18 protein-coding genes and 1 pseudogene are annotated in these 23849 nt (G+C 44.9%); 11 read left to right on the top strand and 8 right to left on the bottom strand.

Annotation, left to right across the window (positions count from 1 at the left end; translation table 11 throughout):
* The first annotated feature begins 47 nt into the window (after window positions 1–47).
* From V2I46_07450 to atpG, 9 genes and pseudogenes are all read left to right on the top strand, one after another.
* A complete protein-coding gene (locus V2I46_07450) occupies window positions 48–2666 on the top strand; it encodes a tetratricopeptide repeat protein (protein MEE4177327.1) in 2619 nt (872 codons plus the stop codon).
* Window positions 2667–2757: 91 nt separating this feature from the next.
* Entirely contained in the window at window positions 2758–3156 is a 399-nt protein-coding gene (locus tag V2I46_07445; GenBank protein ID MEE4177326.1) for a polymer-forming cytoskeletal protein, read from the top strand.
* A gap of 61 nt (window positions 3157–3217) precedes the next feature.
* The gene (locus V2I46_07440) at window positions 3218–3604 is read left to right on the top strand and encodes a hypothetical protein (GenBank protein MEE4177325.1); all 387 of its coding nucleotides are present in this window, start codon (window positions 3218–3220) and stop codon (window positions 3602–3604) included.
* An 85-nt stretch (window positions 3605–3689) separates the two neighbouring features.
* The gene (gene atpB, locus V2I46_07435; GenBank protein ID MEE4177324.1) at window positions 3690–4811 is read left to right on the top strand and encodes a F0F1 ATP synthase subunit A; all 1122 of its coding nucleotides are present in this window, start codon (window positions 3690–3692) and stop codon (window positions 4809–4811) included.
* A gap of 51 nt (window positions 4812–4862) precedes the next feature.
* Window positions 4863–5126: an ATP synthase F0 subunit C gene (atpE, locus tag V2I46_07430; protein MEE4177323.1), complete on the top strand. Its 264-nt coding sequence runs from the start codon at window positions 4863–4865 to the stop codon at window positions 5124–5126.
* 95 nt (window positions 5127–5221) lie between these two features.
* Window positions 5222–5716: a F0F1 ATP synthase subunit B gene (gene atpF, locus V2I46_07425; protein MEE4177322.1), complete on the top strand. Its 495-nt coding sequence runs from the start codon at window positions 5222–5224 to the stop codon at window positions 5714–5716.
* Between the two features lie 21 nt (window positions 5717–5737).
* Complete coding sequence (gene atpH, locus V2I46_07420) at window positions 5738–6283, top strand: ATP synthase F1 subunit delta (GenBank protein ID MEE4177321.1); 546 nt, start codon at window positions 5738–5740, stop codon at window positions 6281–6283.
* Between the two features lie 21 nt (window positions 6284–6304).
* A pseudogene (gene atpA / locus V2I46_07415) lies at window positions 6305–7885 on the top strand (F0F1 ATP synthase subunit alpha).
* Window positions 7886–7933: 48 nt separating this feature from the next.
* Entirely contained in the window at window positions 7934–8830 is an 897-nt protein-coding gene (gene atpG, locus V2I46_07410) for an ATP synthase F1 subunit gamma (GenBank protein ID MEE4177320.1), read from the top strand.
* Window positions 8831–8843: 13 nt separating this feature from the next.
* Here the strand turns inward: atpG and V2I46_07405 are convergent, their stop codons facing one another.
* Together V2I46_07405 and V2I46_07400 are read right to left on the bottom strand one after the other, a co-directional pair.
* Window positions 8844–10538 carry a T9SS type A sorting domain-containing protein gene (locus V2I46_07405; GenBank protein ID MEE4177319.1) on the bottom strand — a complete coding sequence of 565 codons (1695 nt, stop codon included), beginning with the start codon at window positions 10536–10538 and terminating at the stop codon, window positions 8844–8846.
* A gap of 194 nt (window positions 10539–10732) precedes the next feature.
* Window positions 10733–11455: a TerB family tellurite resistance protein gene (locus V2I46_07400; GenBank protein ID MEE4177318.1), complete on the bottom strand. Its 723-nt coding sequence runs from the start codon at window positions 11453–11455 to the stop codon at window positions 10733–10735.
* Between the two features lie 293 nt (window positions 11456–11748).
* Between V2I46_07400 and V2I46_07395 the strand changes: the two genes are divergently transcribed.
* Entirely contained in the window at window positions 11749–14115 is a 2367-nt protein-coding gene (locus V2I46_07395) for a hypothetical protein (GenBank protein ID MEE4177317.1), read from the top strand.
* Between the two features lie 102 nt (window positions 14116–14217).
* On the opposite strand, the gene V2I46_07390 is transcribed toward V2I46_07395, so the two are convergent.
* Window positions 14218–15057, bottom strand: a complete 840-nt coding sequence (locus V2I46_07390) for a mechanosensitive ion channel domain-containing protein (GenBank protein ID MEE4177316.1) — start codon at window positions 15055–15057, stop codon at window positions 14218–14220.
* 242 nt (window positions 15058–15299) lie between these two features.
* On the opposite strand from V2I46_07390, the gene V2I46_07385 reads away from it, so the two are divergent.
* Window positions 15300–16055, top strand: a complete 756-nt coding sequence (locus V2I46_07385) for an isoprenylcysteine carboxylmethyltransferase family protein (GenBank protein ID MEE4177315.1) — start codon at window positions 15300–15302, stop codon at window positions 16053–16055.
* 38 nt (window positions 16056–16093) lie between these two features.
* On the opposite strand, the gene V2I46_07380 is transcribed toward V2I46_07385, so the two are convergent.
* From V2I46_07380 to V2I46_07360, 5 genes are all read right to left on the bottom strand, one after another.
* Complete coding sequence (locus V2I46_07380; protein ID MEE4177314.1) at window positions 16094–17215, bottom strand: ROK family protein; 1122 nt, start codon at window positions 17213–17215, stop codon at window positions 16094–16096.
* A complete protein-coding gene (locus V2I46_07375; protein MEE4177313.1) occupies window positions 17215–18372 on the bottom strand; it encodes an MFS transporter in 1158 nt (385 codons plus the stop codon). Before V2I46_07375 ends, V2I46_07380 begins: the two co-directional genes overlap by 1 nt.
* A 163-nt stretch (window positions 18373–18535) precedes the next feature.
* A complete protein-coding gene (locus tag V2I46_07370) occupies window positions 18536–19870 on the bottom strand; it encodes a saccharopine dehydrogenase C-terminal domain-containing protein (protein ID MEE4177312.1) in 1335 nt (444 codons plus the stop codon).
* A gap of 35 nt (window positions 19871–19905) precedes the next feature.
* A complete protein-coding gene (locus V2I46_07365) occupies window positions 19906–21219 on the bottom strand; it encodes a bifunctional lysine ketoglutarate reductase /saccharopine dehydrogenase family protein (protein ID MEE4177311.1) in 1314 nt (437 codons plus the stop codon).
* 414 nt (window positions 21220–21633) lie between these two features.
* Window positions 21634–23568 (bottom strand): KamA family radical SAM protein, encoded by a 1935-nt coding sequence (locus V2I46_07360; protein MEE4177310.1) that lies wholly within the window; start codon window positions 23566–23568, stop codon window positions 21634–21636.
* Window positions 23569–23849: the final 281 nt, after the last annotated feature.

Genomic DNA, 23849 nt, shown 5'->3' with positions numbered 1-23849 from the left:
TGCAGATTGAAAGTTATTATTATGATTAAAAATTGTGGCGGTTGGATTTGAAAAATAAGGCATTTTATTCCGTTTTAAGCAGAGGGTTGTTATTTGCCCTGTTTCTTTTTGTGCTCCTGGGGTGCTCCACCCAGAAAAATTCCTGGATCAGCCGGAATTATCATTCCATCAGTGCAAAATACAATGGCTATTTTAATGCACGGGAGAGTTACCGTCAGGGCTTAGCCAGGCTTGCAGAGCAGCATCAGGATAATTATGATGAAGTGCTCAGCATATACCGTTATGGCAATGTAGCCCAGGCGGGGGGCATTAAAAATTTCATGGATGTGGCCTATCAAAAGGCCAGCCTTGTGATTAGGCGACATTCTATGTTTATCAGGGGCACTGAATATAACCGCTGGATTGATGATGCCTATTACCTGATCGCCCGGTCCCATTTTTTTAATCTTGACTACCCCCTGGCCATTCTAACGTTTGAATACATCATCAGGCAATATGACTCTGACCTGGCTTATGATTCGAAAGTATGGATAGCCAAGAGCTACAATGCGATGGGTAATTATGATCGTGCGCAAGAGATGCTCGAAATAGTTAAGGCGGACCTGGAACAGGGGCTTTTGAGTGATGAAGGTGAAAGGCTGTTTTATTTGACTTATGCCGATCATTTTGCACGCCAGAAAGAATATGCCTCAGCGATACCCTATCTTCAGGATGGGATTCGTGCGACCCGCAAAAACCGGGACCGCACCCGTTTAACTTATATCCTGGGTCAGCATTACCAGTATTCGGGTGATTATGCCAACGCCCAGCGCACCTATGCCAGTGTATTGAAGATGAATCCGACCTTTGACATGGCCTTTCAGGCGCGCATCAGTATGGCCATGGCTTACGATCCTTCGACTGGCGACAGCGGATTTATTCGGTCGGAGTTGAACAATATGCTGCGTGATGAAAAGAACGATCCTTACCAGGACCGCATTTACTATGCGCTTGGACAACTTGCCATGCGTGAACAAAAGGAGGATGATGCCATTGATCATTACCTCAAGTCGACGCAGGTGAGTGAAGGAAATAATATGCAAAAGGGGCTTTCCTTTCTGCGGCTTGGAGAAATTTATTATGAGCGACCCGATTACCTGAAAGCCAGCATATATTACGACAGCACCATGACATTTCTTCCCAGGACCTTTGATGGGATTGAACCCATTAGTGAGCGCAAGGTGATGTTGTCGGACCTGGCATTAAACCTTCGGGTGATAGAACGCGAAGATTCTCTTCAGCGGCTGGCTGCTTTGACACCTGCCGAGCGGAATGCCATCATTGACGAGATCATTACGAAACTCAGGGAAGAAGAACAACGCAGGCGTCAGGAGGAAAGTGACCGGATGCGCACTTACCAGGCTATGCAGACCCAGCGCAGAATGGGAGAGCCGCAGGATAATAGCTGGTATTTTTACAATCCCTCGGCGATGAGTTTTGGGCGCACAGAGTTTGTCAGCCGTTTTGGCGAGCGCCCACTGGAAGATCTTTGGCGTATCAGTAACAAACAAACGATTGCATTTGGTTTTGATGGAGGCGCTGAAGGTGTTGCTGAGGGGGACAGCCTTGGTGGTGACGAGGCAATGGACCGCTCAAGTTATTTGCGCAACATTCCAACAACTCCGGAACAAATGGAGGCCTCCAATGGCAGGATCGCCCAGGCTTTTTTCAATCTGGGAGTGATTTTTAAAGACCGTTTCAAGGACTTGCGCAATGCTGTGACCAATTTTGAGTCGCTGGTGAATCGTTTTCCTGAAAATGAAAACAAATTGCATGCATATTATTATCTGTACAACCTTTATCGCGATCTTGGTGATCCATCGCGTGCAGACAGCTATAAGAGCAGGTTGATCAGTGAATTTCCCGAAAGTGATTTTGCCCAGATTCTGGGTGACCCTAATTATTTGCAGAACTTCAGACAGCGCCAAAGTCTGGCCAACCAGCTATATGAGCAGACCTATGAGGCTTTCCGCACAGGAAACTATTCGCAGGTGATCTCGAATTGGGATACCGCTGACACGCTTGAAATTGACCTGCCTTTGCGCGCGCAATTCAGTTACCTGAAAGCCCTTGCATATGGGAAAAGTCGTCAGCAGAACGAATTCAGGCAGGAATTGGAGTACGTTGTTCGTAATTTTGAAGGTACGCCTGTTCATCAACCTGCCACCGATTTGCTGGCATCCCTTGGTACCCATACCTTGTTATTGCCTGAGGAAGAATTTACGGAAGATACCGGGCTGCCTGAGGAAGAACTGGTTTCAATATACAGCTACAATGCTTCGGCTGTTCATTTCTTTGCCTTTGTCTTTGATGTCAGGCAGGTGGAAGCTCGCGAATTGCGCAATTTTATTACTGAGTTCAATGTTGAAAATTATCCGGACAGCCGTTTGTCCATGAGCAACATTTTTCTCGATGACCGGAGGCAGATTATAACTGTTACGAATTTCCGTGACAAAAACCTGGGTATGGATTATTTCCGCAAAATTGTGTCAGCTCCGGGCTTTAGCATTTTTAATGCTGATGCCATCACCTCGTTTATAATTTCAGTGGATAATTATCCTATATTTTACCAGGACAAGGATGTAGATGAATATCTCAGGTTTTTCAGAGCCCGATATACAAGATAAACTTCCGAATGCTTGAAACAGATTTGATTTTATTTTACTTTTGACATAACAATTGATTTATATGTTCACTAACAAGAAAAACGAAAATACAATGGCCAAACAACCTGAAACCGACCACACTTCCATTAACCTGGTAGGAACAGGAACGACTATCAAAGGAGAAATCTTTTCTAATGGTGATATTCGAATTGACGGAACTATCCTTGGAACAGTAGAATCGAAGGGAAAGGTAATTGTTGGAAATACAGGTGTGGTTGAAGGAGATATTATTTGTCAGAATGCAGATTTCTCAGGACAGATTAAAGCCAGAGTTGAAGTAAGCGAGCTGTTGACGCTCAAAGCCAGTTCAAAACTTTTTGGAGAAATCGTGACCAGTAAACTTGCTATTGAACCCGGCGCAATATTTACAGGTTCGTGCACCATGGAAAAACCACAACCCGGACTTGCCGGGAAACCCGAACCTAAAAAGGAAGCTAAGCTCGAGTTATAAGGATGGCAGCGGGGGCTGAAAAGCCCTTTATTTTTTCCATGACCAAAAACTTTTTGCAGGAATGGGTGGACTGAGGCGTTATATTTTGTACCTGGTTGGATTTACCATTCTGACCTTCTTGCTTACCGCTTTGTTTCAATGGCTGGCCCCTGCCTATATGGTTAGCAGGGTGCTTTTTCTGATTCCCTTGTTTTATTTTTTGGTGTTGCTTGTATCACAGGTAATCCTTTACAGGGTTGCGTCAGAAAGTGACAAAAAGTTTACACAGACCTTTATGTCCATTACCGTGGCCCGATTTTTACTTTATCTGGCTATAGTGATCGTTTATTCCTTCCTGGTCCGGTCAGACGCCATTCGCTTTATCATCAGCTTCTTTGTGTATTATTTTCTTTTTACTGTTCTTGAGATCAGTTATATGTATCGAGAATTGCATCCGAGGAAAAGCTGAAGCATATTGGTTTTAAAATCCTTTTTTCATTGGTTTTTGAAAGGTTTTTATTTATAAATTGCACGTTTTAAAAAACAATGTTTCCATGAGACTCCGTTTTGGGGAGGTGTTGAATCCCAGCGTTTTGTCCAGAACCCTTAAATTCACGTTTCTGGGGATGTTGTTGATGGTTGGCGTTCCTGTCCTTGCTGCTGATGAGGCCGCAGAGGGAAAAGGGAATTTCAACGCAGGTGAGCTCATTGTAGGCCACGTATTGGATTCTTATGACTGGCACCTTGCTGATATAGGTGACAAAACTTTTTCTATACCCCTTCCAGTCATTCTGTTTTATGAAGGGAAGCCATATTTTTTTATGAGTTCCAGGTTTCATCATGGCCATAGTGCCCATAAGGGATTTGCTATTGCCCACGATGGTTCCCCCAAGGGCCGTATCATAAAGGTCCTGGATGACGGACACACACCTGACCCAAATGCCAGTTTTCTGTTTGACATTTCCTTAACCAAGAATGTTGTTGCCTTGTTGTTAAGCAGTTTTTTGATCTGCCTTATCTTTATAAGTGTTGGCCGGAAATATAAGCGGGATGGGAGCCAGGCAGTTCCACGGGGCTTGCAATCCTTTCTGGAACCCATCGTTTTGTTTATTCGTGATGAGATAGCCTTATCTGCCATTGGGGAGAAACACTACCAACGATTCCTTCCCTATTTGCTGACTTTGTTCTTTTTTATTTTCTTCAATAATCTTTTGGGTTTGGTCCCGTTTTTTCCCGGAGGAGCCAATGTTACGGGAAATATCTCCGTGACAATGGTGTTGGCCTTGTTTACTTTTTTTACGACGCAATTGTTCTCTACCAAGGGTTATTGGAAACACATCTTTAATACGCCCGGAGTGCCTGTATGGTTGAAGCTGCCTTTGCCACTGATGCCTATCATTGAGTTGATCGGGGTATTCGTTAAGCCCTTTGTGTTGATGGTGAGGTTATTTGCCAATATTACCGCAGGTCATATGATCATATTGGGTTTTGTAAGCCTGATATTTGTCCTTGGGGGGATATCTACTGCCATTGGATATGTAATTTCGCCCCTGTCACTGCTTTTTATGGTATTTATGAATTTCATTGAGTTGCTGGTAGCTTTTATTCAGGCTTATGTGTTTACTTTCTTCAGTGCCTTGTTTTTTGGCATGGCTGTTCCTGAAGAGCATCATTAAGAAAAAGATTGAAAACCAAATAGTTCATTATCTAACTTAAATTAAAAGCGTATGTCACCATTGTTTGTTTTGTTGCAGGCCACCGTAGAGGTAGCTACTCAGTGGATGAAAATGGGAGCCGGATTTGCCGCCGCTATTGCCGTGTTTGCCGCCGCCTGGGGTATTGGTAAGATCGGGAGTACGGCGCTCGAGTCAATTGCTCGTCAGCCTGAAGCAGGGAACGATATTCGTTCATCGATGATCGTTTCAGCCGCCCTGATCGAAGGGGTAACCTTTTTCGCCATTTTGGTTTGTTTCCTGGTGCTGTTCGTTTAAAGGGACATTCCGCCTTTTCGAAACATACTGGGTTAAGAATTAAAGATGCAGGGCTTTTGAAGTCTCTGCGCGTATAGTCATTCAAATCGCTTGTCATGGAACTAGTATCTCCTGGTTTAGGACTGATCTTCTGGATGACGCTGGCTTTCGGGACCGTCTTGCTGGTTCTGCGAAAATATGCCTGGCGCCCCATCCTAAACACCATTCGTGAAAGGGAACTGACCATCAGCCAGTCGCTGCGCGATGCCCAGCACATTAGGCGAGAACTTGCTAGTCTGGAAGAGGTAAAGAAACAAAAACTCCGGGAAGCAGAAAAGTTACGCCTTGAGTTGCTTGCGCAGGCACGGACGGAAGCTGATGAAGTGATCCGCAATGCCCGCCAGCGAGCAAACGCAGAAGTAAACCAGATTATGGAGGAAGGTAAAAAAGCAGTGGAAGCGCAGCGCATGGCCGTAGTTCATGAAATAAGGGACCAGATTGCCAGGCTTTCTATTGATATTGCCGAACAGGTTTTGGAAGGTGAACTCAAGGATAAGAAGATCAGCAAAAATCTGGTTGATCAGTTAATGGACAAAGTGGTCCTGAATTAAAGGTTTGAAAAGGTTTTCGGCATGTTAAGCAAGAATCTCCGGGTTTCGAAACGCTATGCAAGGGCATTGTTGTCCCTGGCACTGGAGAATAACATTCTGGAAGAAGCTTATCAGGACATGAGTTTGATCAGCCAGGCTTTCTCCTATGAGAAAGAGTTGAAGGTTGTTTTGAAAAGTCCAATTATCAGGGAGGTCAAGAAGCAAAACATTCTTCGAAAATTATTCGGAGAAAAGGTTCATCCCCTCATCCTGCAGTACATTCTCATTATTGCCCGCAAACGTCGAGCCGCACTTCTGGATGGCATTTCCAGGCAATTTATCGAGGAATACAAGGCTCATCTGAACATTGAGCCGGTAAGGGTGACTACAGCTTTTCCCCTTGATGCGTCCATGCGAGAGAAAGCCCTTGACGTTGCCAAACGTTTTACTAACAAGACCATTGAGTTTAAGGAAAAAGTCGATCCCGGGATCATAGGGGGATTCATCCTTGACTTGGGTGACCGTCGTTACGATGCCAGCATTAAGCGGAGGTTGAGTGACCTGAAAAAGCATTTAAATGTTGACTAAACAAAAAAAAGTAATAAAACCATGCCCGAAATAAAACCTGCAGAGATTTCTGCCATTTTACGCCAGGAAATGTCCGGTTTCCGCGCTGATAACGATCTGGAGGAAACCGGCACCATATTGCAAATTGGTGATGGCATTGCCAGGATCTACGGACTGACGAATGTTCAGGCAGGCGAAATGGTTACCATGAACGATGAAGGCCTGAATGGGGTTGTGCTCAACCTTGAAGAGGATAACGTAGGGATTGTTTTGCTGGGTGAGCCTGGTAACGTGAAGGAAGGCGATATTGTGAAGCGCACCGGTCATATGGTTTCGATACGAGCCGGTGAAGGTCTGATCGGGCGGGTGATTAATACGCTGGGTGAACCTATTGATGGTGTGGGTCCAATACAGGGTACCTTGTATGAGATGCCCCTGGAGCGGAAAGCCCCCGGAGTGATCTTCAGGCAGCCTGTAAACCAGCCCCTTCAATCGGGGATAAAGGCTATTGATGCCATGATCCCCATTGGTCGCGGGCAACGGGAGCTGATTATTGGCGACCGCCAAACGGGGAAAACGGCCATTGCCCTCGATACCATCATCAATCAACGGAAATGGTATGATCAGGGTGAACCTGTATATTGCATTTATGTGGCGATAGGGCAGAAGGGATCTACCGTGGCAAACATTGTCAATGCGCTTCACCGCCATGGTGCAATGGAATATACAGTGGTTATTTCTGCTACTGCAAGTGATCCGGCAGCCATGCAATTCTTTGCCCCCTTTGCGGGTGCTGCCGTTGGTGAATATTTCAGGGATACCGGCCGTTCGGCCTTGGTGGTGTATGATGACTTGTCAAAACAAGCCGTTTCTTATCGTGAAGTGTCTCTGTTGTTGCGTCGTCCCCCGGGGAGGGAAGCTTATCCAGGGGATGTTTTCTACCTGCATTCACGCCTGCTTGAACGGGCAGCACGAATCATCTCTTCGGATGAGATCGCCAGGCAAATGAATGATGTGCCGGAATCCATTAAGGATATGGTGAAAGGTGGAGGCTCGCTTACTGCTCTTCCGATCATTGAAACACAGGCAGGTGACGTGTCAGCCTATATCCCTACAAACGTTATTTCGATTACTGATGGACAAATCTTCCTCGAATCGAACTTGTTTAATGCCGGCGTTCGGCCTGCTATCAACGTGGGGATCTCGGTGAGCCGGGTTGGGGGTAATGCGCAGATCACCACCATGAAAAAGATTGCAGGAAACCTGAAGATCGACCAGGCCCAATATCGCGAACTGGAGGCATTCTCGAAATTTGGATCTGATCTGGATGCCAGTACACGCAGCATCATTGAAAAGGGTTCCCGGAATGTGGAAATTCTTAAACAAGGGCAATTTTCACCAATTCCTGTGGAAGAGCAGATTGCGATCATCTACTGCGGGGTTAAGGGCTTACTGATGGATATTCATGTTGATTTGGTTCAGCTTTTTGAGAAGGAATTTCAGGCTTATATGCGGAAAAATCAACAAGATGTGTTGGACACCTTGTTGACGCTAAAATTTCCTCCTGAACGCCGAAATGAACTACCTGAGGAGATAGAAAAAGTCATTTTGCAGGCGGTGGAGGAAGTGAAGAAAAGTTTGCCTGTTGAATCTTAAACCTCTTTAAAAACTATGCCCAGTTTAAAGGAAGTCAGGACCCGCATTGCCTCGATCAAATCGACAAGGCAAATAACGAGTGCCATGAAAATGGTGGCTTCCTCTAAATTACTGAAATCACAGCGGGGAATTACCGGACTTCGGCAATATGCTGCCGGTTTAAAACTAATGGTGGGCACACTGAACCGGGAATTGTTGCCCCAGGAGAGAAGCAGGTTTACCCTGCCTGGAGAAAACAAGCGGGCATTATTGGTATCCATTGCTTCGAACAAAGGGTTATGCGGAACTTATAATGCATTGGTTATCAAAAGGACGATTGATCAGATCCGCGTGCTGGAGAAAGAAGGTTTTCAAACACAATTGTTATTGGTTGGGCGCAAGGCAGAGGAATATTTCCGTAAACGGGAGTTTACTATTTATCAAGCCAACCAAGAAGTGATTGAACATGTTAATTACAAGGATAGCGCCCAGTTTGCCAGTAATCTCATGGATCTTTTTGATAAAAAGGAATTTGGCCGTATAGATGTTGTTTACAATCATTTTAAAAATGCGGTTTTTCAGGAGCTAATGAGCGAGCAACTCCTTCCTGTTGCAGAAATGGAAATCCAGCCTGAATCCAGCTCTAAAGAGTCAAAGTTCCAGGCTGAAGATCCTACGATTATCCTTGAACCCTCGCGGCAGGAGATGGCTGAAGCACTAATCCCGAAATATATTCAATTTAATGCCTACCGCATTTTGCTCGATGCCTCGGCCTCAGAACACGGGGCAAGGATGACTGCTATGCAGAAAGCTACCGACAATGCCACTGAACTGCTGAAGAATCTTACCCTTGCCTATAATAAAGTTCGCCAGGCCCAGATTACCCGGGAAATTGTAGAAATAGTAAGCGGTGCAGAAGTTTTAAACGAATAAAACTCCTGATCCTTTATTGTATCATAATCCGGACCGTAAGGGAAGTCTCCTTTCCAAAAAATTCCAGTGCATAGATCCCTGAAGGCTTCCCTGATAGGTCGAGCGTATTATCGCCTTCTTTGAGCCTTGAGGATGCGACAGTTCTTCCGTTCATATTGACAACTCGGACACTCATGTCACGGTCGAGAACCAGTTTGAAAATTCCATCAGGCGAAGGATTAGGATAAATCTGCACCGGTGGTTTTGCGGTTATTGGGTCAACGGAAGCAGTTGACTGGAAAACAGCCGTCAGGGTGGCATGATCCAAAGGCATGGTAAATTCAAAATCAGGTTCTGTAGAGAGTATATTTCCATCTGCATCTTCCCATTGCAGAAACATATAATCACCGACAGGCTCGGCATTAACGGTCACTGCACTTTCAATTGGATATTCGCCAGCACCCAGCAGTTCGCCGGATCCTTCAGGCTCTGAAACAAGGGTGAGCTCCTTCATGTTGAAGGCTTTCCAGAAATAAATAGTATCAGGACCATGAATTCCCGTATCTGACCTAAAATATTTGATAAACAAGGTGTGAAAATAGGTGTACTGGCCTTGCGGACGTTTGACAACAAAGGGTGCTGTGATTAGCTCTTCAGTAGCAAAAGCTTCAAAATTCTCTTCCCACTCATCATTAATATACTCTTTTGTCAGCAGCAAGGGAGCATTGGGAGCTGTCCGCTGAATGATTACGCTACTCTTTCCCGATTGATCAATATGAAGCGTTGGGATAAAACGAGTGTCCGCTTCAGGGGTATAAATAACCGATCCTGGTCCCGGTTCCAGGGGGGATTTGTAATATAAGGGGAAGGTTCCATCACCCAATTCATAAAGCAAATGAAATTCCCCATCCGTGCCGGCTGCAATGGTGTATGATCTGTTGGCGTTTGGGGCGTTGTGAATGGTTTGAGCTGCACTCCAGGAGCCACCGCTGGGCTTATGACAATAGTCAATTCGGGAAAAATAACTTCTCCAAAAAACGACTGCCAAATCACCATTTTCATTGATGGAAGCCCTTGGGTTGCTTATAGTATTGTCAACTGGTGTATCGTTAAAAGCAACTACTAATTCAGTGGTCCAATCTCCTGATTCGGGGTCTCTTATGGCAAGGGAAACTTCACCACCATAAAGAAACCAACCATACTTGGAAGCAAATATATGTACTTTGTCATTTTCATCAATTAGGACATCACCAAGATTATATCCCCTGTTACTTCCTACTTCATTATTAAAAACAAGGTCAAATGTCCAGCCTTCCTCCACTTTTTTTGCACAATATATTTGGTAAATAAACTCTGGATATCCGGTAGGACTTTGACCGTAATTGTAATTGGGATGCACTTCAAATGGGATGAATACCCCGCCATTGCTGTCTGCAACAATCCCCGCATTTTTGATTTTACCTTCATAACCCGTCATTACTTGTTCTACTTCCCAAGAATTACCATCGTCTTCAGAGAAGAAGTAGAAAAGTTCATAATTGTCAACGTAGGCGCCGTGAAGCACTCCCTGATTGTCTTGAAAGAAATTACTATAACATCCATAGGTGAAATTAGAGAAGGTGTTGAATTGGAATTGTGAACCTGTCCTGATGAGCACCGGATCAGGATTTTGTGCCATTGTTATCAATGGCAGAATGAGAGCAAGAAAAAAGATTACGTTCTTTTTCATGGGTTTTGGTTTAGGTTGAAAAAATAGCCCGGGATAATCTAGATTATGGAACGCAATTTAATTCAATAATTATTAAAATGCAACAAAAAAGTTGATTGATTTTAAAAAAATATTAAACGGAAAGCTAATAATGCTATACTAATTGAATGTTTGGTGGGCTAAAAAATAATTCTAACAAATGTTTTTAGATCTTATTAGTTGAATCCTCTTTGCTTCTTTATGGTGTTGTAGGCCTCATTCACTTGCTGAAATTTTTCTTCAGCAGCTTTGCGGAATTCTTCTCCAAGATGACTGACACGATCAGGATGATGTTTGAGGGCAAGCGAACGGAAAGCTTTTTTGATTTCTTCTTCAGAGGCATCTGGTTCCACTTCGAGAATACGGTAGGCGCTATCCGCTTCCTTGATGAACATATTTTTGATGGAGATGAAATCGTAATGATTAATTCCCAGAAAATGGGCAATTTTCTCAATGGTATCTACCTCCAGCGGGTGAAACTGCCCATCTGCAGCTGATATGCCAAAAAGAAAATGCAGGAGTTGCAGGCGGCTATGCAAGTCCATATGGGATCTGATTTGCAGGCAAACAGATTCCAGGGGGATATCCTGCCTGAGCACGTCGCGAAAAGCTACCATGTATTGTTTGGTTGTAGCCTCCCCAAAATTTTGAAGAAAAAACGCCTTAATATAATCAAGCTCAGATTTCAATTGACGGCCATCGGCTTTCATTACGGAAGCAGCAAGGACCAGGAGGCTTACACGGAAATCACCGGGAGTGGTGCCCCGGTATTCATAAACTCCTGAATCCATCCCTTGGAAAGCTGATCCCAGAAGAAACCCCAGGATGGCCCCGATGGGTCCACCGAAAGCCCAGCCTAATCCCCCAAGCAGCCATTTACCGTACCCTTTTAATGCCATGGTTCCTTGTTTAGAAGCAAAATTACAAAAGCCACGAAATTAATTTTTTAAAAGTTAAGGTTTTTAGCAAGTTTTTCTTGAAAAATTGAATCTATCCATTCATTTTTCATGAAAATTTATTTATCTATTTGCTTCGAATTATTCAAATCTAAATCGATTTATTTAAGGGGCTTTCTTATATTTGTATGCATAAACAAGTCCTTCTGGAATGGACCTTAATAATCCCTCAGGGTTTAAAGGCCTTTTCTTTTGAATACCTTAATTGGCCGAAAATTTATTAAAACTTTTTAGTCATGACCAAGAGTAATCATTCTGATGGTGGTGAGAAAGAGCATCGTGCTTTTTCCAATGTTGAACATGCATTTATTGAGCAATCGGGAATCAGGAAAGTCACGACAAAGATTCCATACATCGTTGTGGACAACTTCCCGAAACTGGGCCTAATTACATCCCTTCGTTTCCTGGAATGGGTGAGCGAGAATCCGGAAGGCGTGATCAGTCTTCCAACGGGAAAAACCCCTGAGTTTTTTATTAAGTGGACTGAATTTCTGCTTTCAAACTGGGATAATAAGGACGGGAGGGAAATACGCGATCAATATGGATTAAAGGTCAGCAAGCGACCAGATCTTAGCGGTCTTCAGTTTGTGCAGATTGATGAATTCTTCCCCATTCCATCCAAACAACACAACAGCTTCTACCATTATGTAATGAACTATTACATCAAGGGGTTTGGATTTGACGAGAACCGGGCATTGCTGATCAATTGTGATGAGATTCCGCTGGCAGAAGGGAAGCATTTTTCGGAAGTATTTCCTGATTATAATATTGACCTTACCCTGCGCTACCGCGAGTGCAGGTCGTCCGTTGAAAAACTGCAGCAGGACTCTATATTCCTGATTGATGACTGGTGCAGCCAGTATGAGAGCAAGATCCGTGAGAAAGGAGGGATTGGATTCTTTCTCGGTGGTTTGGGACCTGATGGGCACATCGCTTTCAACACGAGGGGATCTGATCTTTTTAGCACTACCAGGCTTACAGAAACCAACTTTGAAACCCAGGCTGTTGCAGCGTCCGATCTGGGTGGAATTGAGATCTCCGCCAATCGGTTGGTCATCACTATTGGTCTTGAAACCATTATCAATAATCCTGAAGCTACCGCAATCATCATTGCTGCTGGTGAGGCCAAGGCCAATATGGTCAAGCAATCACTGGAGAGTGAAATGATTAATCTTTTTCCCGCCAGTGTGCTCCAGAAACTCAGAAACAGCCGGTTTTACATTACTTCAGGGGCAGCTTCACGCTTAAATGACAGTGTGAATCGGTTCTTTCATGCCGGGCAATGGACTCACGAAAAAACTGAACGGGCTATTATTGAACTTTGTAAGAAGTTGGGAAAATACGGGCACCATCTTTTGCCTGAGGATTTGAAAAATGACCCGTATGCAAGGTTGATTCCCAATGCTAAAGATAGCGAAGCTGTTGTAAACGCTGTAACGGAAAGTATCATTGAGAAAATGGAGAAAGGAATGCGAAAGGAAGAAAACGAGATATTCCTGCATACCGGACCCCACCATGATGATATTATGCTGGGTATTCTTCCCTTTATTGCAAACCATATTCGTGTCCATTCCAATGATTTCCATTTTGCGGTCCTTACTTCCGGGTTTACCGCTGTGACCAATCGTTTTGTTACCGATTTGCTCGTGGAGACCAAAAAGTTTCTGGATGATGGGCAGATCCAGATGGTGGATTATCCTGACTTTTATGAGGTCGGCTACAAATTAAAGAGTGATAAGGATGTATACCATTACCTGAACAAGGTTGCCGCCGGTGAACATCATGAGCGGCGCCGAGGAGTTTGCCACCGGGTTGTTCGGGCTCTGGTCCACATTTACAATATTAAGAGTACAGAACAACTCAGGGATGTCATCAATGAGGTTCTGACGATCCTGAGAAACAGCTATGACGGAGAGAAAAATCCTCCCAAAATTCAGCAGCTGAAAGGTATGATCAGAGAGTTTGAAGAAGAACTTGTTTGGGCACATTACGGATTGCAGGTGAAAAATGTTCGTCACCTCCGCCTGGGCTTTTATCAGGGTGATATTTTCACCGAACAGCCTGAACAGGAGCGCGACGTGCAACCCATCCTTGAGATGTTCCGTGAGCTGAAACCAACAGTGCTGAGTCTTACCTTTGACCCGGAGGGCAGTGGCCCCGATACACACTATAAGGTACTTCAGGCTACTGCAGAAGCACTGCGTCTTTGGAAAAAGGAAGCTGACCTGAGCAAACTCCGGGTGTGGGGATACAGGAATGTATGGTACCGCTTTCATCCCGCTGAAGCCAATGTCGTTTTTCCTGTTTCCCTAAATGCCATGGCGGCAATGAATGAGGCTTTTACACATTGTTATGTGAGTCAGGTGGATGCATCCTTCCCAAGTTATGAGCTGAATGGGAAATTCAGTGACCTTGCACAGAAGATTTGGGTCGAACAACTAAAAGATATCCAGCTGTTGCTAGGTAAGAATTATTTTTACCTGAACCCCCATCCCAAGATCAGGGCAACGCACGGTTTGATTTTCCTGCGCGAAATGAGCGTTGATGAATTCCTTGGCCATGCTCGCGAGCTCAAGAAATCGATGGAGGGAATGGTTCGCTAATTAATGCACTGTTTTTTTTCAGAGAAAAGGGTTCAAAAGAAAACCCCCTTCCTTTATCCCATATGGGGAGCAGGAAGGGGGTTTCTGCTTTATTGAAGGTTTTTATTTCTGCTGGTGCAAATGAACATCCATTTGCGGGAAAGGAATATTGATTCCTTCCTTGGCAAAAACGTCATACACTTTTTCCTGCATTTCAAAGAAAACTGCCCAGTAATCGGCTCCGTTAACCCAAGCCCTTACTGTTATGTCTACACTGCTGTCACTCAGGGAAGAAAGCACAATAGCTGGTTCAGGGTCCTTCAGAATCCTGCTGTCATTGGAAATCAATTTTGACAACACCTCTTTTGCTTTCGGGAAACTGTCTCCGTAGCCAATGCCAAAAACCCAGTCAACTCTCCGGGTGGGTAATGCACTGTAATTGGTCATGGGGCCTGTAGAAAGGGGGCCATTGGGGATGATTATTCTTTTGTTATCAGGTGTATTCAGGATGGTATTAAATATCTGGACTTCTTGTACACTGCCAAGGAATCCCTGTGCTTCAATGAAATCTCCGGCTTTAAAGGGTTTCAGCAAGAGGAGGATGACTCCTCCGGCGAAATTTTGAAGGGTACCTGATAAGGCTAATCCCACAGCAAGTCCTACCGCTCCAATAATGGCAATGAACGAGGTCATTTGAATGCCAACCATTCCAAGGATGCTTATGACCACAAGTACTTTTAAAGCGATTGTAATAAATGTGCGGAGAAATGAAGCAAGCGAAGCTTCCATTTCTCTCTTTTCAAATGTTTTTTGAAGGAATTTGCTAAACTTTTTGATGAGCCAGAAACCAATGATAAGCGCCGCAATGGCACCAATAAGTTTCAATCCGTAAGTCACCAGGAAAGAGTTAATCATTTCCATTATGTTACTCAGGTTGCCGCCTTCTAATCCAAGGTTTTCCATAATAATGCTGATTTTGATTTAGTAAAAAAATGACCTTATAATGGGAATTGGTAAAGTAAAACAATTCGTAATTTGCAGTATACTTTATCCAACGCTATATCTCACCAATTGTTCAAACCATGTATTGCTGGAAAAAATTCAGGTTGATTTTATCATAATTTTATTTTTTTATCCACGATAAATAAAAGGATCGTAATCCTTTTGTATTTTTGCATGCTCCACTCAAAAATTGCTGGATCGTTATGGCATTAATAGAAGAAATGGAACAGCAAGGCATCTTTCTGTTCCGTCATCGAGGAACGCTTCCAATTTTCATCCTGGTGGCAGGATTAATCTTTTTTGTTTTTTCCGAATACTTGAGAATATCTTTGGGAGAACCACCGCTTTGGTTTGACCGCTATGATCAGATTCTGGCCCTGTTTTTTTGCCTGCTGGGATTTTCCATCAGGGCGTACACCGTTGGTCACTCTGCCAAGAACACTTCAGGACGCAATACAGCTAAGCAGGTTGCCGATGAGGTAAATACTACCGGAATCTATTCTGCAGTCAGGCATCCGCTATACGTTGGGAACTTTTTTATGTGGCTTGGCGTTGCTGTGCTTACAATGAATGTTTGGTTTATCCTGACGTTTATTTTGCTTTACTGGGTATATTACGAAAGGATTATGTTTGCTGAGGAGCAATACTTGCGTCAGAAATTTGGGGAAGTATACCTGGAATGGGCAAGAAGAACCCCTGCTTTTATTCCTCGGTTTAGGAACTGGGAAAAGCCCGCATTGAAATTTAACTTGAAGAAAGTACTGAAAAAAGAAAAAACCGGCCTGCTGGCGGTTTTTTCCGTATTGTTTCTGTTCGATTTCCTTCAGGATTCCATCCGGAAGGGATTGCCTGACCTTAAGATAGACTTTTGGGTTATCGCCTTTATCTTTAGCCTGATTTTTTACTTTTTCCTCAAATCATCCCAAAACCGGCTTTCCTTTTTAAGGGAAGAGGCCTAAAAATGCAGTGCTGTCGCACTGTTTCATTTTTAGAGAACTTAGGCTTCCGTTACCTTCATCTTGTCAATTTCATTGAGGGCAAAGGCATATGCGCCAATTGATACGGCTTTGCTGGTACCCAAACGTGTGATGCCTATTCCGGTTCTCTTTAATGAATCATAGAAAACGGTTTTTTCAGAGAAGGGCACTTTGATCCGGCTTACTTTACCGGCAATGAATTCCTGGGTATGCGATTCATCCTCAAGGTTATAAGCGCTAATCTCCATGCGTCCAACCTTGCGTCCGTCCAGTTTCTCAATGGTGCTGTTTAACTCCCTAATGGTTTCGGGGAGGAACAAGGGCCAGGCATTGGCAAGGCCACCCCCAATCACTACCAGACCATCAAATAGCGTCAGGGCGGAAGCCAGTGCTTCCCCAATAGACTCGCCCATCTGCCTGAACGACTCCCTGGCAGCCTCCTGATGTCCTGATCTTTCCCCCTTGGCAATTTCAAAAATGTCCTTGGGTGAGAGGTCTTGTGCGGCGCAGTCGGGGCAGTGTTCGCCATACACCCTTTTGATTGCACGGATGCTGACACATTCTTCTGAGAAGGAGTGAGGGTGAATTTTACTGCGCACCACCCAGATTTCGCCTGCTGCACCATTGTCGCCAATGATAAGTTCATTGTTTCGCACCAGCCCTGCACCAAACCCTGTACCCAGGGTGATCCCGATCAGATTTTTGTACTGACGGGTGCTGCCGGCTTTTCGCAACATTTGGTTCACCATGGGTAAAAACCCGGAAATAGCCTCGCCATATGCAAACAGGTCGCCATCGTTGTTAATGTAAACCGGGACCTGGAAGGTTTCTTCCAGCATAGGTCCAAGGGCTACACCTCCCCGAAAACCCGGCAGGTTTTCCAGGTCGCCGATGATGCCATTGGGATAATCTGTTGGGCCAGGAAAGGCAAAACTGATGGCATCAGGTTTTTGATCAAGTTGCTGGCTGGCTTCCTTAAATCCCTTCAAAATGGTTTCTAGGCAGCGCTGAAGATCATGACCGTGAGAAGGATGGGTGATAGGCCTTATAATCTCACGGTTCCCCTGTATGGCTGAGAAAACGAAATTGGTTCCTCCACCGTCAAGGGTCAGTACGATTCGCTTGTCATTGATAAAGTCCATCAGGCGGATTGAATTTTTCGGGAAACATAGAATGCCGTGTAAAGAATATACAAGATGGCAGCCAGGGGAACCAGCAAACCAATGGTCACGGAGGTATTGTCAGCAACCAGACCCATAAGCGGCGGAATGATAGCCCCGCCAACAATGGCTGTAACCATAAGCCCTGAGATCTCATTGCTCCTTTCGGGCATTGCATCAACCGTGATCGAAAAGATCAGTGGGAAAATATTACCAAACCCGAGGCCGGTAAACAGAATACCAAGAATTACCAGGTTCTGAAGCGGCGAGAGCATCAGCACAAGGCCCGTTAAGGATAACAAAGCAGAAATGAGCAAAAAGCGCTTTGGTTGAAGGTAGTTCAGAATGACAGAACCTAAAAACCGCCCGATCAGGATCGAGATAAAGAAAAAGGCATTACCCAATAAACCCCAGGTCTGCAAATCAATGTTGAATTTATTGCTGAGCAGGATGGGCGTTCCTGAGCTGATTGAGACTTCTGCCCCGACATACAGGAAAATACCCAACACCATCATGGCAATGAATGGATTCTTTAAAAGGGATAGGGAAGAGGAGAAACTTGCCGGGGTAGCATCCAGCGCTTTCTTTTCTTCAATGCGGGTAAGCCCGATGATAACCAGCGTGAGCAGCAATGCAGCACTGTAAATGGGGAAAAGGATCTTCCAGTCCAACCCGAACCATTTGGCGGCGGCAAAAGGAATAAGCGATCCCGACAGGGAGCCTATGGCTTTGATGAATTGCCCGAGGGTAAGATTGCGAGCGTATTTCCCTTCGGGCGACACATCGCGCATGATAGGGTTGCCTGCTACCTGGAGAATGGCTGCCCCAGCGCCAAGCAGAAGGATGGTCAGCAGGAACAAGCCGTAGCTGGACAGGCCAAAGAGTGGGATTACCAGGCCCACAAGGGCCAGGATCAAACCTAACATCAATACGGTTTTTTTGCCTTTCCGGTCCTGGAAGATGCCCATGGGGACCGATAAAATCCCAAACATGATGAAACCCATGAAGGCAATGATCTGGGCTTCAAAATTGGAAAGACTGAACTGTACCTTTGCCAGTCCGACAAAAGGGCCTACAGCATCGCCGAAACCCATACACAAAAATGCCAGGAAGATCGGGAAACTTTTATTTTTTGCCATGTTTCTTGTTTTTGGTTTGTTCCTTTATTGTGAAAGTGTATTTTGGACAATTAGCGGATTGTTGCTTTGCAAAAATAAACAATTGCTAAAACGATTTAGCTTTATTGAAAAAAAAACCGCTTCAAAATACGGGTTGAAGCGGTTTTTTTTAAAGTCTTTGAAATTAGATGATGTCAGTTTCAGGCAACCCAAATTCTTCGACCATACGGATATTCATTTTTTCCAGGGCATCGAGGATGGGCTGATAAATCTGTGGAATCACTGGAATATGAACGCCTTTTACACTGATTTCGTTTTTCAGGATCATCTCAACGCCTACGGCGGCCGGGAGAGCAACCGTTCGGGCAATGGCTGTGTCGGTTTCAAGGGTGCCGAAATCCAGCATAGACGATTTGATCACTTCGCGCTTTCCATCCGGGTAGGAGGCCAGGAAAATGTGCTGCATCGCAACCATGTCACGTTCCTGTTGCCCAAGTTCCATCTTGGCGATCATCAGATCGGAAATGATCTCAAACGGGGTATCGTTCTGACGATTCATGGGCATATTTTCAAAAACACCAAGCCATTCAATTGCTTCAAGGGCATAAGCATCCACCGGGAGGCCCAGGTATTTTGCGGCCTTGTCACGGATATTGCTTGCGTCAGCTTCACCAATCAGCAATGCGACCATGTCGGCATAGGTTTTTCCGGTAAAGTCGTAGTTATCGCTGCTAATGAGCTTCAAAGCCTTCATCGCATCCAGGCTTTCGCACCAGCCCGGGTAGCGGAAAGTGCCGCGCATCATGGTTTTGGTTTCTGGAATCCCGTAAAGTTCAATGTAGGGCAGGCTGTCGCGGTTGGGATAGATCTCCAGCTTTTCAACCTCAGGAAAGTCAACAGATAATGGGTTCTTGAAAAGGTCCTGGGTGGGGATGTAATGCACTTTTTCGTGCCTAAGATAGTTACCATCATTATTTCCTGCCATAACGACCCCTTTGGGGCTCCAGGAGAATTTGTACTTAAAGGGATTGGTGGCAGCCTCTGGTGCCGGCAGGGCCCCGCAAAGGCTATAAAATTCTTCGACCTTTCCGCCACGGTCGTGAACGTGATCAATGATACGCATGGCACCCATATGGTCAATACCTGGGTCGAGGCCCAATTCGTTCAGAATAATGATCCCTGCATCCTTTGCCTCCTGGTCCAGGGCCTTCATTTCGGGTTTTACATAAGAAGTGGTCACCATATCCTTTTTGTGCTTGATGCAATGCTTGGCAACCATAATGTGGTGAATCCAGGGTAAGAGGCTTACCGTCAGGTCGTGTGAGGCGATCATTTCATCCAGTGCAGCGGTGTTATCCACCGTCCAGGCAACAGCTGCCCCGTTTGGATGACCGTGAATCATGTTTTCGGCTTTCGATTTCGTACGAGTAGCCACAGTAACAAAATAACCCTTGTCGAGCAGGTAGGTGACGATGGGCTTGACAACCATACCGGCACCAAGAATCAGAACTTTTTTCATACAAATGAATATTTAAATGGTGTTTGGAATAGGCTTTATTTTTTCAGGTATTCTTCTATGTATTTAAAATCGGGCGTAAGTTCGCCATTAAGCAGAATCAGCGCTTTTTTGATCGGTCCGGGCAGGCCAACCTGTTCAAAAGGAACAGAATAATCGGCCTTTGCAATGGGCTCCATAAAATTAAACAAGGCATCAGCAAAGGCCTCGGAAGAATCCCTGGGCAGTTCACTTGGCAAAATGTCAACGGCCATTACCAGCATGCCTTCACCCTTGAATCCCATGAGGGGTTCGCGCTTGAAGGGGTTGTAAACAAAAACGGGATCTTCAATTTTTGTTCCCTTATGGGTAATCTCAATGGAACCATCGGGATCACATGTCACATCGCCTATGACGGTCAACTTGGGCCTGCCTGCTTTAAAGGCTTTTTCAAGGTAGTCTTTGGTCACGATCCTCGGATATCTTGCATCCCAGTACATACAGTTCATCAAGATGGTCAGGTGGGGAATGTATTGCTCAAAGTCGTTTTCATACTTCTCAGGATGCTGGTAATAATCCTGAAGGTCAAAGACAGTGCCATCCGTTCGCCGCGAGATATGTTTTTCTTTAAAGATGATTTTGTAAATAATGTTTTTGGGCAAGTTCTTCTCATTTCTTAAACGAAGTAACTCTTCAGGCGTAATTTCCATGGAGGGCAGCAGGTTTGCTATCTCTTGTGCACCATTGGAAACGTTGCCATAACCCGTAAATCCAATGGTGAAAGGTTGGAGTGCTTCCGGAAGCCCTTTTTCGGCTATCTGGCGGCTTGCTTCAGCAATGTGTCGCTTGGCTTCTTCCAGCGAGGTGTAATGATGTGATTGTTTGATATGGATGAATGGGTTATCTGCCATGCCAAGTTCTTTGAGGCGCTGCCCCATGCTCCACAGCGAGTTGATCATCCCCGCCAGACCGGCAAACTTTCCGAAAAAAATAAGCCGCTTGTTTTGCTCATCGGCAATGCGCTCATAATCAATGAGATTACAACCATTCTCCATCATCTTTTTCAGCATGGGCATATTGTATGGCTGCCCTTTAATGACGTGGCTGAAAAAGACATAGGTTTTGTTTTTTTCAAAGGTATCCAGGGGGATTTCTTTCACACCAAAGATCACAGGGCATTCTTTTAGGTCTTTTTCCACCCGCGCGCCAGCCTGCCTGAATTCATCATCACTGAAAATTCTTTTGGGAGAAGTTTGAACCACAAACTCCAGGTTTGCCTGTTTGATTAGCTGTTCAACGTGCCGGGGTGTGATCGCCACCCTGCGTTCCATTAAGTACTTGTCTTCATGCCTAATCCCTACACATACACCCATATATCAAACTTTTATCTATTAAATCAGGTATTTTGAAATTTCACGGCAAACATAACAAAAAAAACCTGTCAAAAGAGGGAATGGTGAGGGTATATTTTCATTATTCATTTTCATTCTAAATAATGGGAAAAAAGGGCTTTGTGTTTTATTGTTTTTCTGGCTTCCTTACATTTGTAATAAGCTCCCTTAAAAAATTTCAAGGACAGATCATAATCCAATTTTTCCCTTATGAGAAAAAGTGCTTTGGATTTTACGGCAGGAGGGATTGCGATGCTGACGGCCTTAGTAACATGCTTTCAGGATGTGCCCTGACTTTTCCGGTGAATTTCCAGAAAAAGTTGAATAAATAGAAAAATTTACGGCTGAGGTACGCATTTCCCCAGCTGCTTTTTCTTTTCCTGCAGATCCCGAAAATCAATAGTAGAACCAGATGTTGCGGTAATCGCGGATGTTCTCGCCCCTTGCTGCAAGCTCTTCCAGGTAATCGTAAATGGGCACATCCACATAGTTGTAGGGCGGGATGGGCTGAATGTTCTTTTCCCAAGGATGGAACTCATACACCCTGGCGCCATTGGGCAGGATCATCACCAGGCGGTGGTCCTGCCAGGCCATCAATTGGTTTTTGCCCAGCTTGGGAACATTGAAGACAGGTTCGTCGGTACGGTCAAGGCCCGGCAAAAGCCTTGCTTCTTCTTTACGCTCCTGCAGTATCCGGGCGATCGGAACCATGTATCTTTTGGTCTCCTCCTTGCCTTTCATGTTAAAGGTATAATAAGGATCAATCCCGATGCTCTTCAGATCCAGGCGAAGTTTTACGGTCTCAAAGCGACGAGAATTCTCCACGGTGAACACCTCCTGGTTGTAGACCATCATCCCTGCTTCACGGATGCGCTTCACGGCCTTCATGGCCTCTGGGGTGATCTCATACGAATGCTCAAAATGAGTAATGATACTTATTTGCCTTTTCCCGTATTCAACAAAAGAAGCAAGCATATCGATGGTTTTCTGGCTTAAACGCTGGGGCAGGACCACGGGGGTGCGGGTGCCAATCCTGATGCGGTAAACATGTTTTTTGGCTGCTACCTCCTCCAGGATGGACCGCAATGTTTCATCGCGCATCACCATGGGGTCTCCTCCCGTGATCAGCACATCGCCCACGGCAGGGTTTTCATCCATCCAATCGAGCGCTGCCCGGAGGTGTTCCTTTTTTGCCAGGGCATGGGGATCGAGCACCTGGTCGATTTCCCAGTTGCGCTGACAATACACACAGATCTGTGCACAGGTGTTGTAAGGCTTCAGGATGGCGATGCCTGGATAGCGGCGTGTAACAAGGTCAACGGGCGAGGTGTCATGCTCTCCCATAAAATCAAACTGAAGACCTCGGCTCTCGCGGTTCTCTACCATTTTCTGAACATAATCCAGTGGCGGGATCACCTGGGCACGAACCGCGTGATCATAACCGATGTTTAGCTTATTATCCATCAGGCTCAGATAATAAGGCGTGATGCCAAACGGCACTTTGTTTTTCGCAGCAAGGGTAATGGCCTCCCGTTGTTCCTCGGTGAGTTCAATCAGATCAAACAGGGGCTGCGCATCTTTGATCACATGTTTCAAATGCCACTGGTAATTGTTCCAATCATCCTCTGTGGCATTGAAATAACGCATGATTCGTTTCTGGTTCGCTTTGCGCCAGGCAATGACTTCTTCTTCGAGCCCGCTGGGATATTTACGCAAATATTTGCTCATATTCGACGAAAGCTCATTGAGCATTTCGGCCCTGACCTCAGAGGCTTTCCGGCCTTCCATCTGCAGGAAATCGGGGATGCCTTTCTTGGCCTGCTTCGATTCAAAATAAATGTTCGAACGGCCATCCACCCCCCTGAACAGATTAATAAATTCAAGAAGAAAGCCAGCTGAAATCTCGTGCTTCAGGGCTTCCAGTTCTCCCTTTGCGAGCCGGAAAAGAAAGTTTAGCGCTGATACACCAGTCCTGTATTCATTGACTGGCCCGATAATGCTTTTAAACACCCTGATGGCCTCCCTGACCGTCGATTTCTCCAGGATGTGCAGGTCATTGTCCACTTCAAAGATCCTTCGCTCAGCCTTCTCCAGATAGGAATACAGGCTTGCCCGGGCATCTTCCAGTGAGGGAGCATCTTTTAAAACCTTGTAAATATCAGGATTAGCCTCCCATAAACGGTTTACATAAGCTTCGATGTCAACTATAAAGCGGGGTTTTACGCTGTCAACGGCATCGGTGAAGACATCATCGATGATCCGGGTCTGCAATACCGTCCGGGTTCCTTTCGGGTCTCCCGTACCTTTTTTGGGATTACTTTCTTTTTTCATGACCTGATCTGTTTGATTTACAGGTAAAAATAGAAAAATAGAATTAGTCTCAAAAGAAATTTAGACAGGAATTTATGGGAATATTCTCATTAAATACAAAAACCAGTTCAATAGATACAAAATAATAGGGTTAATGCTTATTTTGATTGGTCTGTTTTCCCAGTATTTTCAGGGCTTTCAGGGACCATGGAGATAGTTAATACGGAGTTAATACGGAGTTTATTCGGTTTAAACCGAATAAACTCCGTATTAACTCCGAGCGTAGTATGGAAATGGGATGA

It is taken from the genome of Bacteroides sp. (assembly GCA_036351255.1).
In the GTDB taxonomy this organism is placed as follows: Bacteria; Bacteroidota; Bacteroidia; order Bacteroidales; family UBA7960; genus UBA7960.
Note: the sequence above shows the minus strand (reverse complement) of the source record. Positions and strands in the feature narration are given on the sequence as shown.

Excerpts from the sequence above, each read along its gene's own strand:
- V2I46_07405 (MEE4177319.1), bottom strand. The coding sequence starts at position 10,538 with ATGAAAAAGAACGTAATCTTTTTTCTTGCTCTCATTCTGCCATTGATA.
- V2I46_07440 (MEE4177325.1), top strand. The coding sequence starts at position 3,218 with ATGGGTGGACTGAGGCGTTATATTTTGTACCTGGTTGGATTTACCATT.
- V2I46_07395 (MEE4177317.1), top strand. The coding sequence starts at position 11,749 with ATGACCAAGAGTAATCATTCTGATGGTGGTGAGAAAGAGCATCGTGCT.
- V2I46_07390 (MEE4177316.1), bottom strand. The coding sequence starts at position 15,057 with ATGGAAAACCTTGGATTAGAAGGCGGCAACCTGAGTAACATAATGGAA.
- atpG (MEE4177320.1), top strand. The coding sequence starts at position 7,934 with ATGCCCAGTTTAAAGGAAGTCAGGACCCGCATTGCCTCGATCAAATCG.
- V2I46_07385 (MEE4177315.1), top strand. The coding sequence starts at position 15,300 with ATGGCATTAATAGAAGAAATGGAACAGCAAGGCATCTTTCTGTTCCGT.
- V2I46_07375 (MEE4177313.1), bottom strand. The coding sequence starts at position 18,372 with ATGGCAAAAAATAAAAGTTTCCCGATCTTCCTGGCATTTTTGTGTATG.
- V2I46_07380 (MEE4177314.1), bottom strand. The coding sequence starts at position 17,215 with ATGGACTTTATCAATGACAAGCGAATCGTACTGACCCTTGACGGTGGA.
- V2I46_07370 (MEE4177312.1), bottom strand. The coding sequence starts at position 19,870 with ATGAAAAAAGTTCTGATTCTTGGTGCCGGTATGGTTGTCAAGCCCATC.
- atpB (MEE4177324.1), top strand. The coding sequence starts at position 3,690 with ATGAGACTCCGTTTTGGGGAGGTGTTGAATCCCAGCGTTTTGTCCAGA.
- V2I46_07400 (MEE4177318.1), bottom strand. The coding sequence starts at position 11,455 with ATGGCATTAAAAGGGTACGGTAAATGGCTGCTTGGGGGATTAGGCTGG.
- V2I46_07360 (MEE4177310.1), bottom strand. The coding sequence starts at position 23,568 with ATGAAAAAAGAAAGTAATCCCAAAAAAGGTACGGGAGACCCGAAAGGA.
- atpH (MEE4177321.1), top strand. The coding sequence starts at position 5,738 with ATGTTAAGCAAGAATCTCCGGGTTTCGAAACGCTATGCAAGGGCATTG.
- V2I46_07365 (MEE4177311.1), bottom strand. The coding sequence starts at position 21,219 with ATGGGTGTATGTGTAGGGATTAGGCATGAAGACAAGTACTTAATGGAA.
- V2I46_07445 (MEE4177326.1), top strand. The coding sequence starts at position 2,758 with ATGGCCAAACAACCTGAAACCGACCACACTTCCATTAACCTGGTAGGA.
- atpF (MEE4177322.1), top strand. The coding sequence starts at position 5,222 with ATGGAACTAGTATCTCCTGGTTTAGGACTGATCTTCTGGATGACGCTG.
- atpE (MEE4177323.1), top strand. The coding sequence starts at position 4,863 with ATGTCACCATTGTTTGTTTTGTTGCAGGCCACCGTAGAGGTAGCTACT.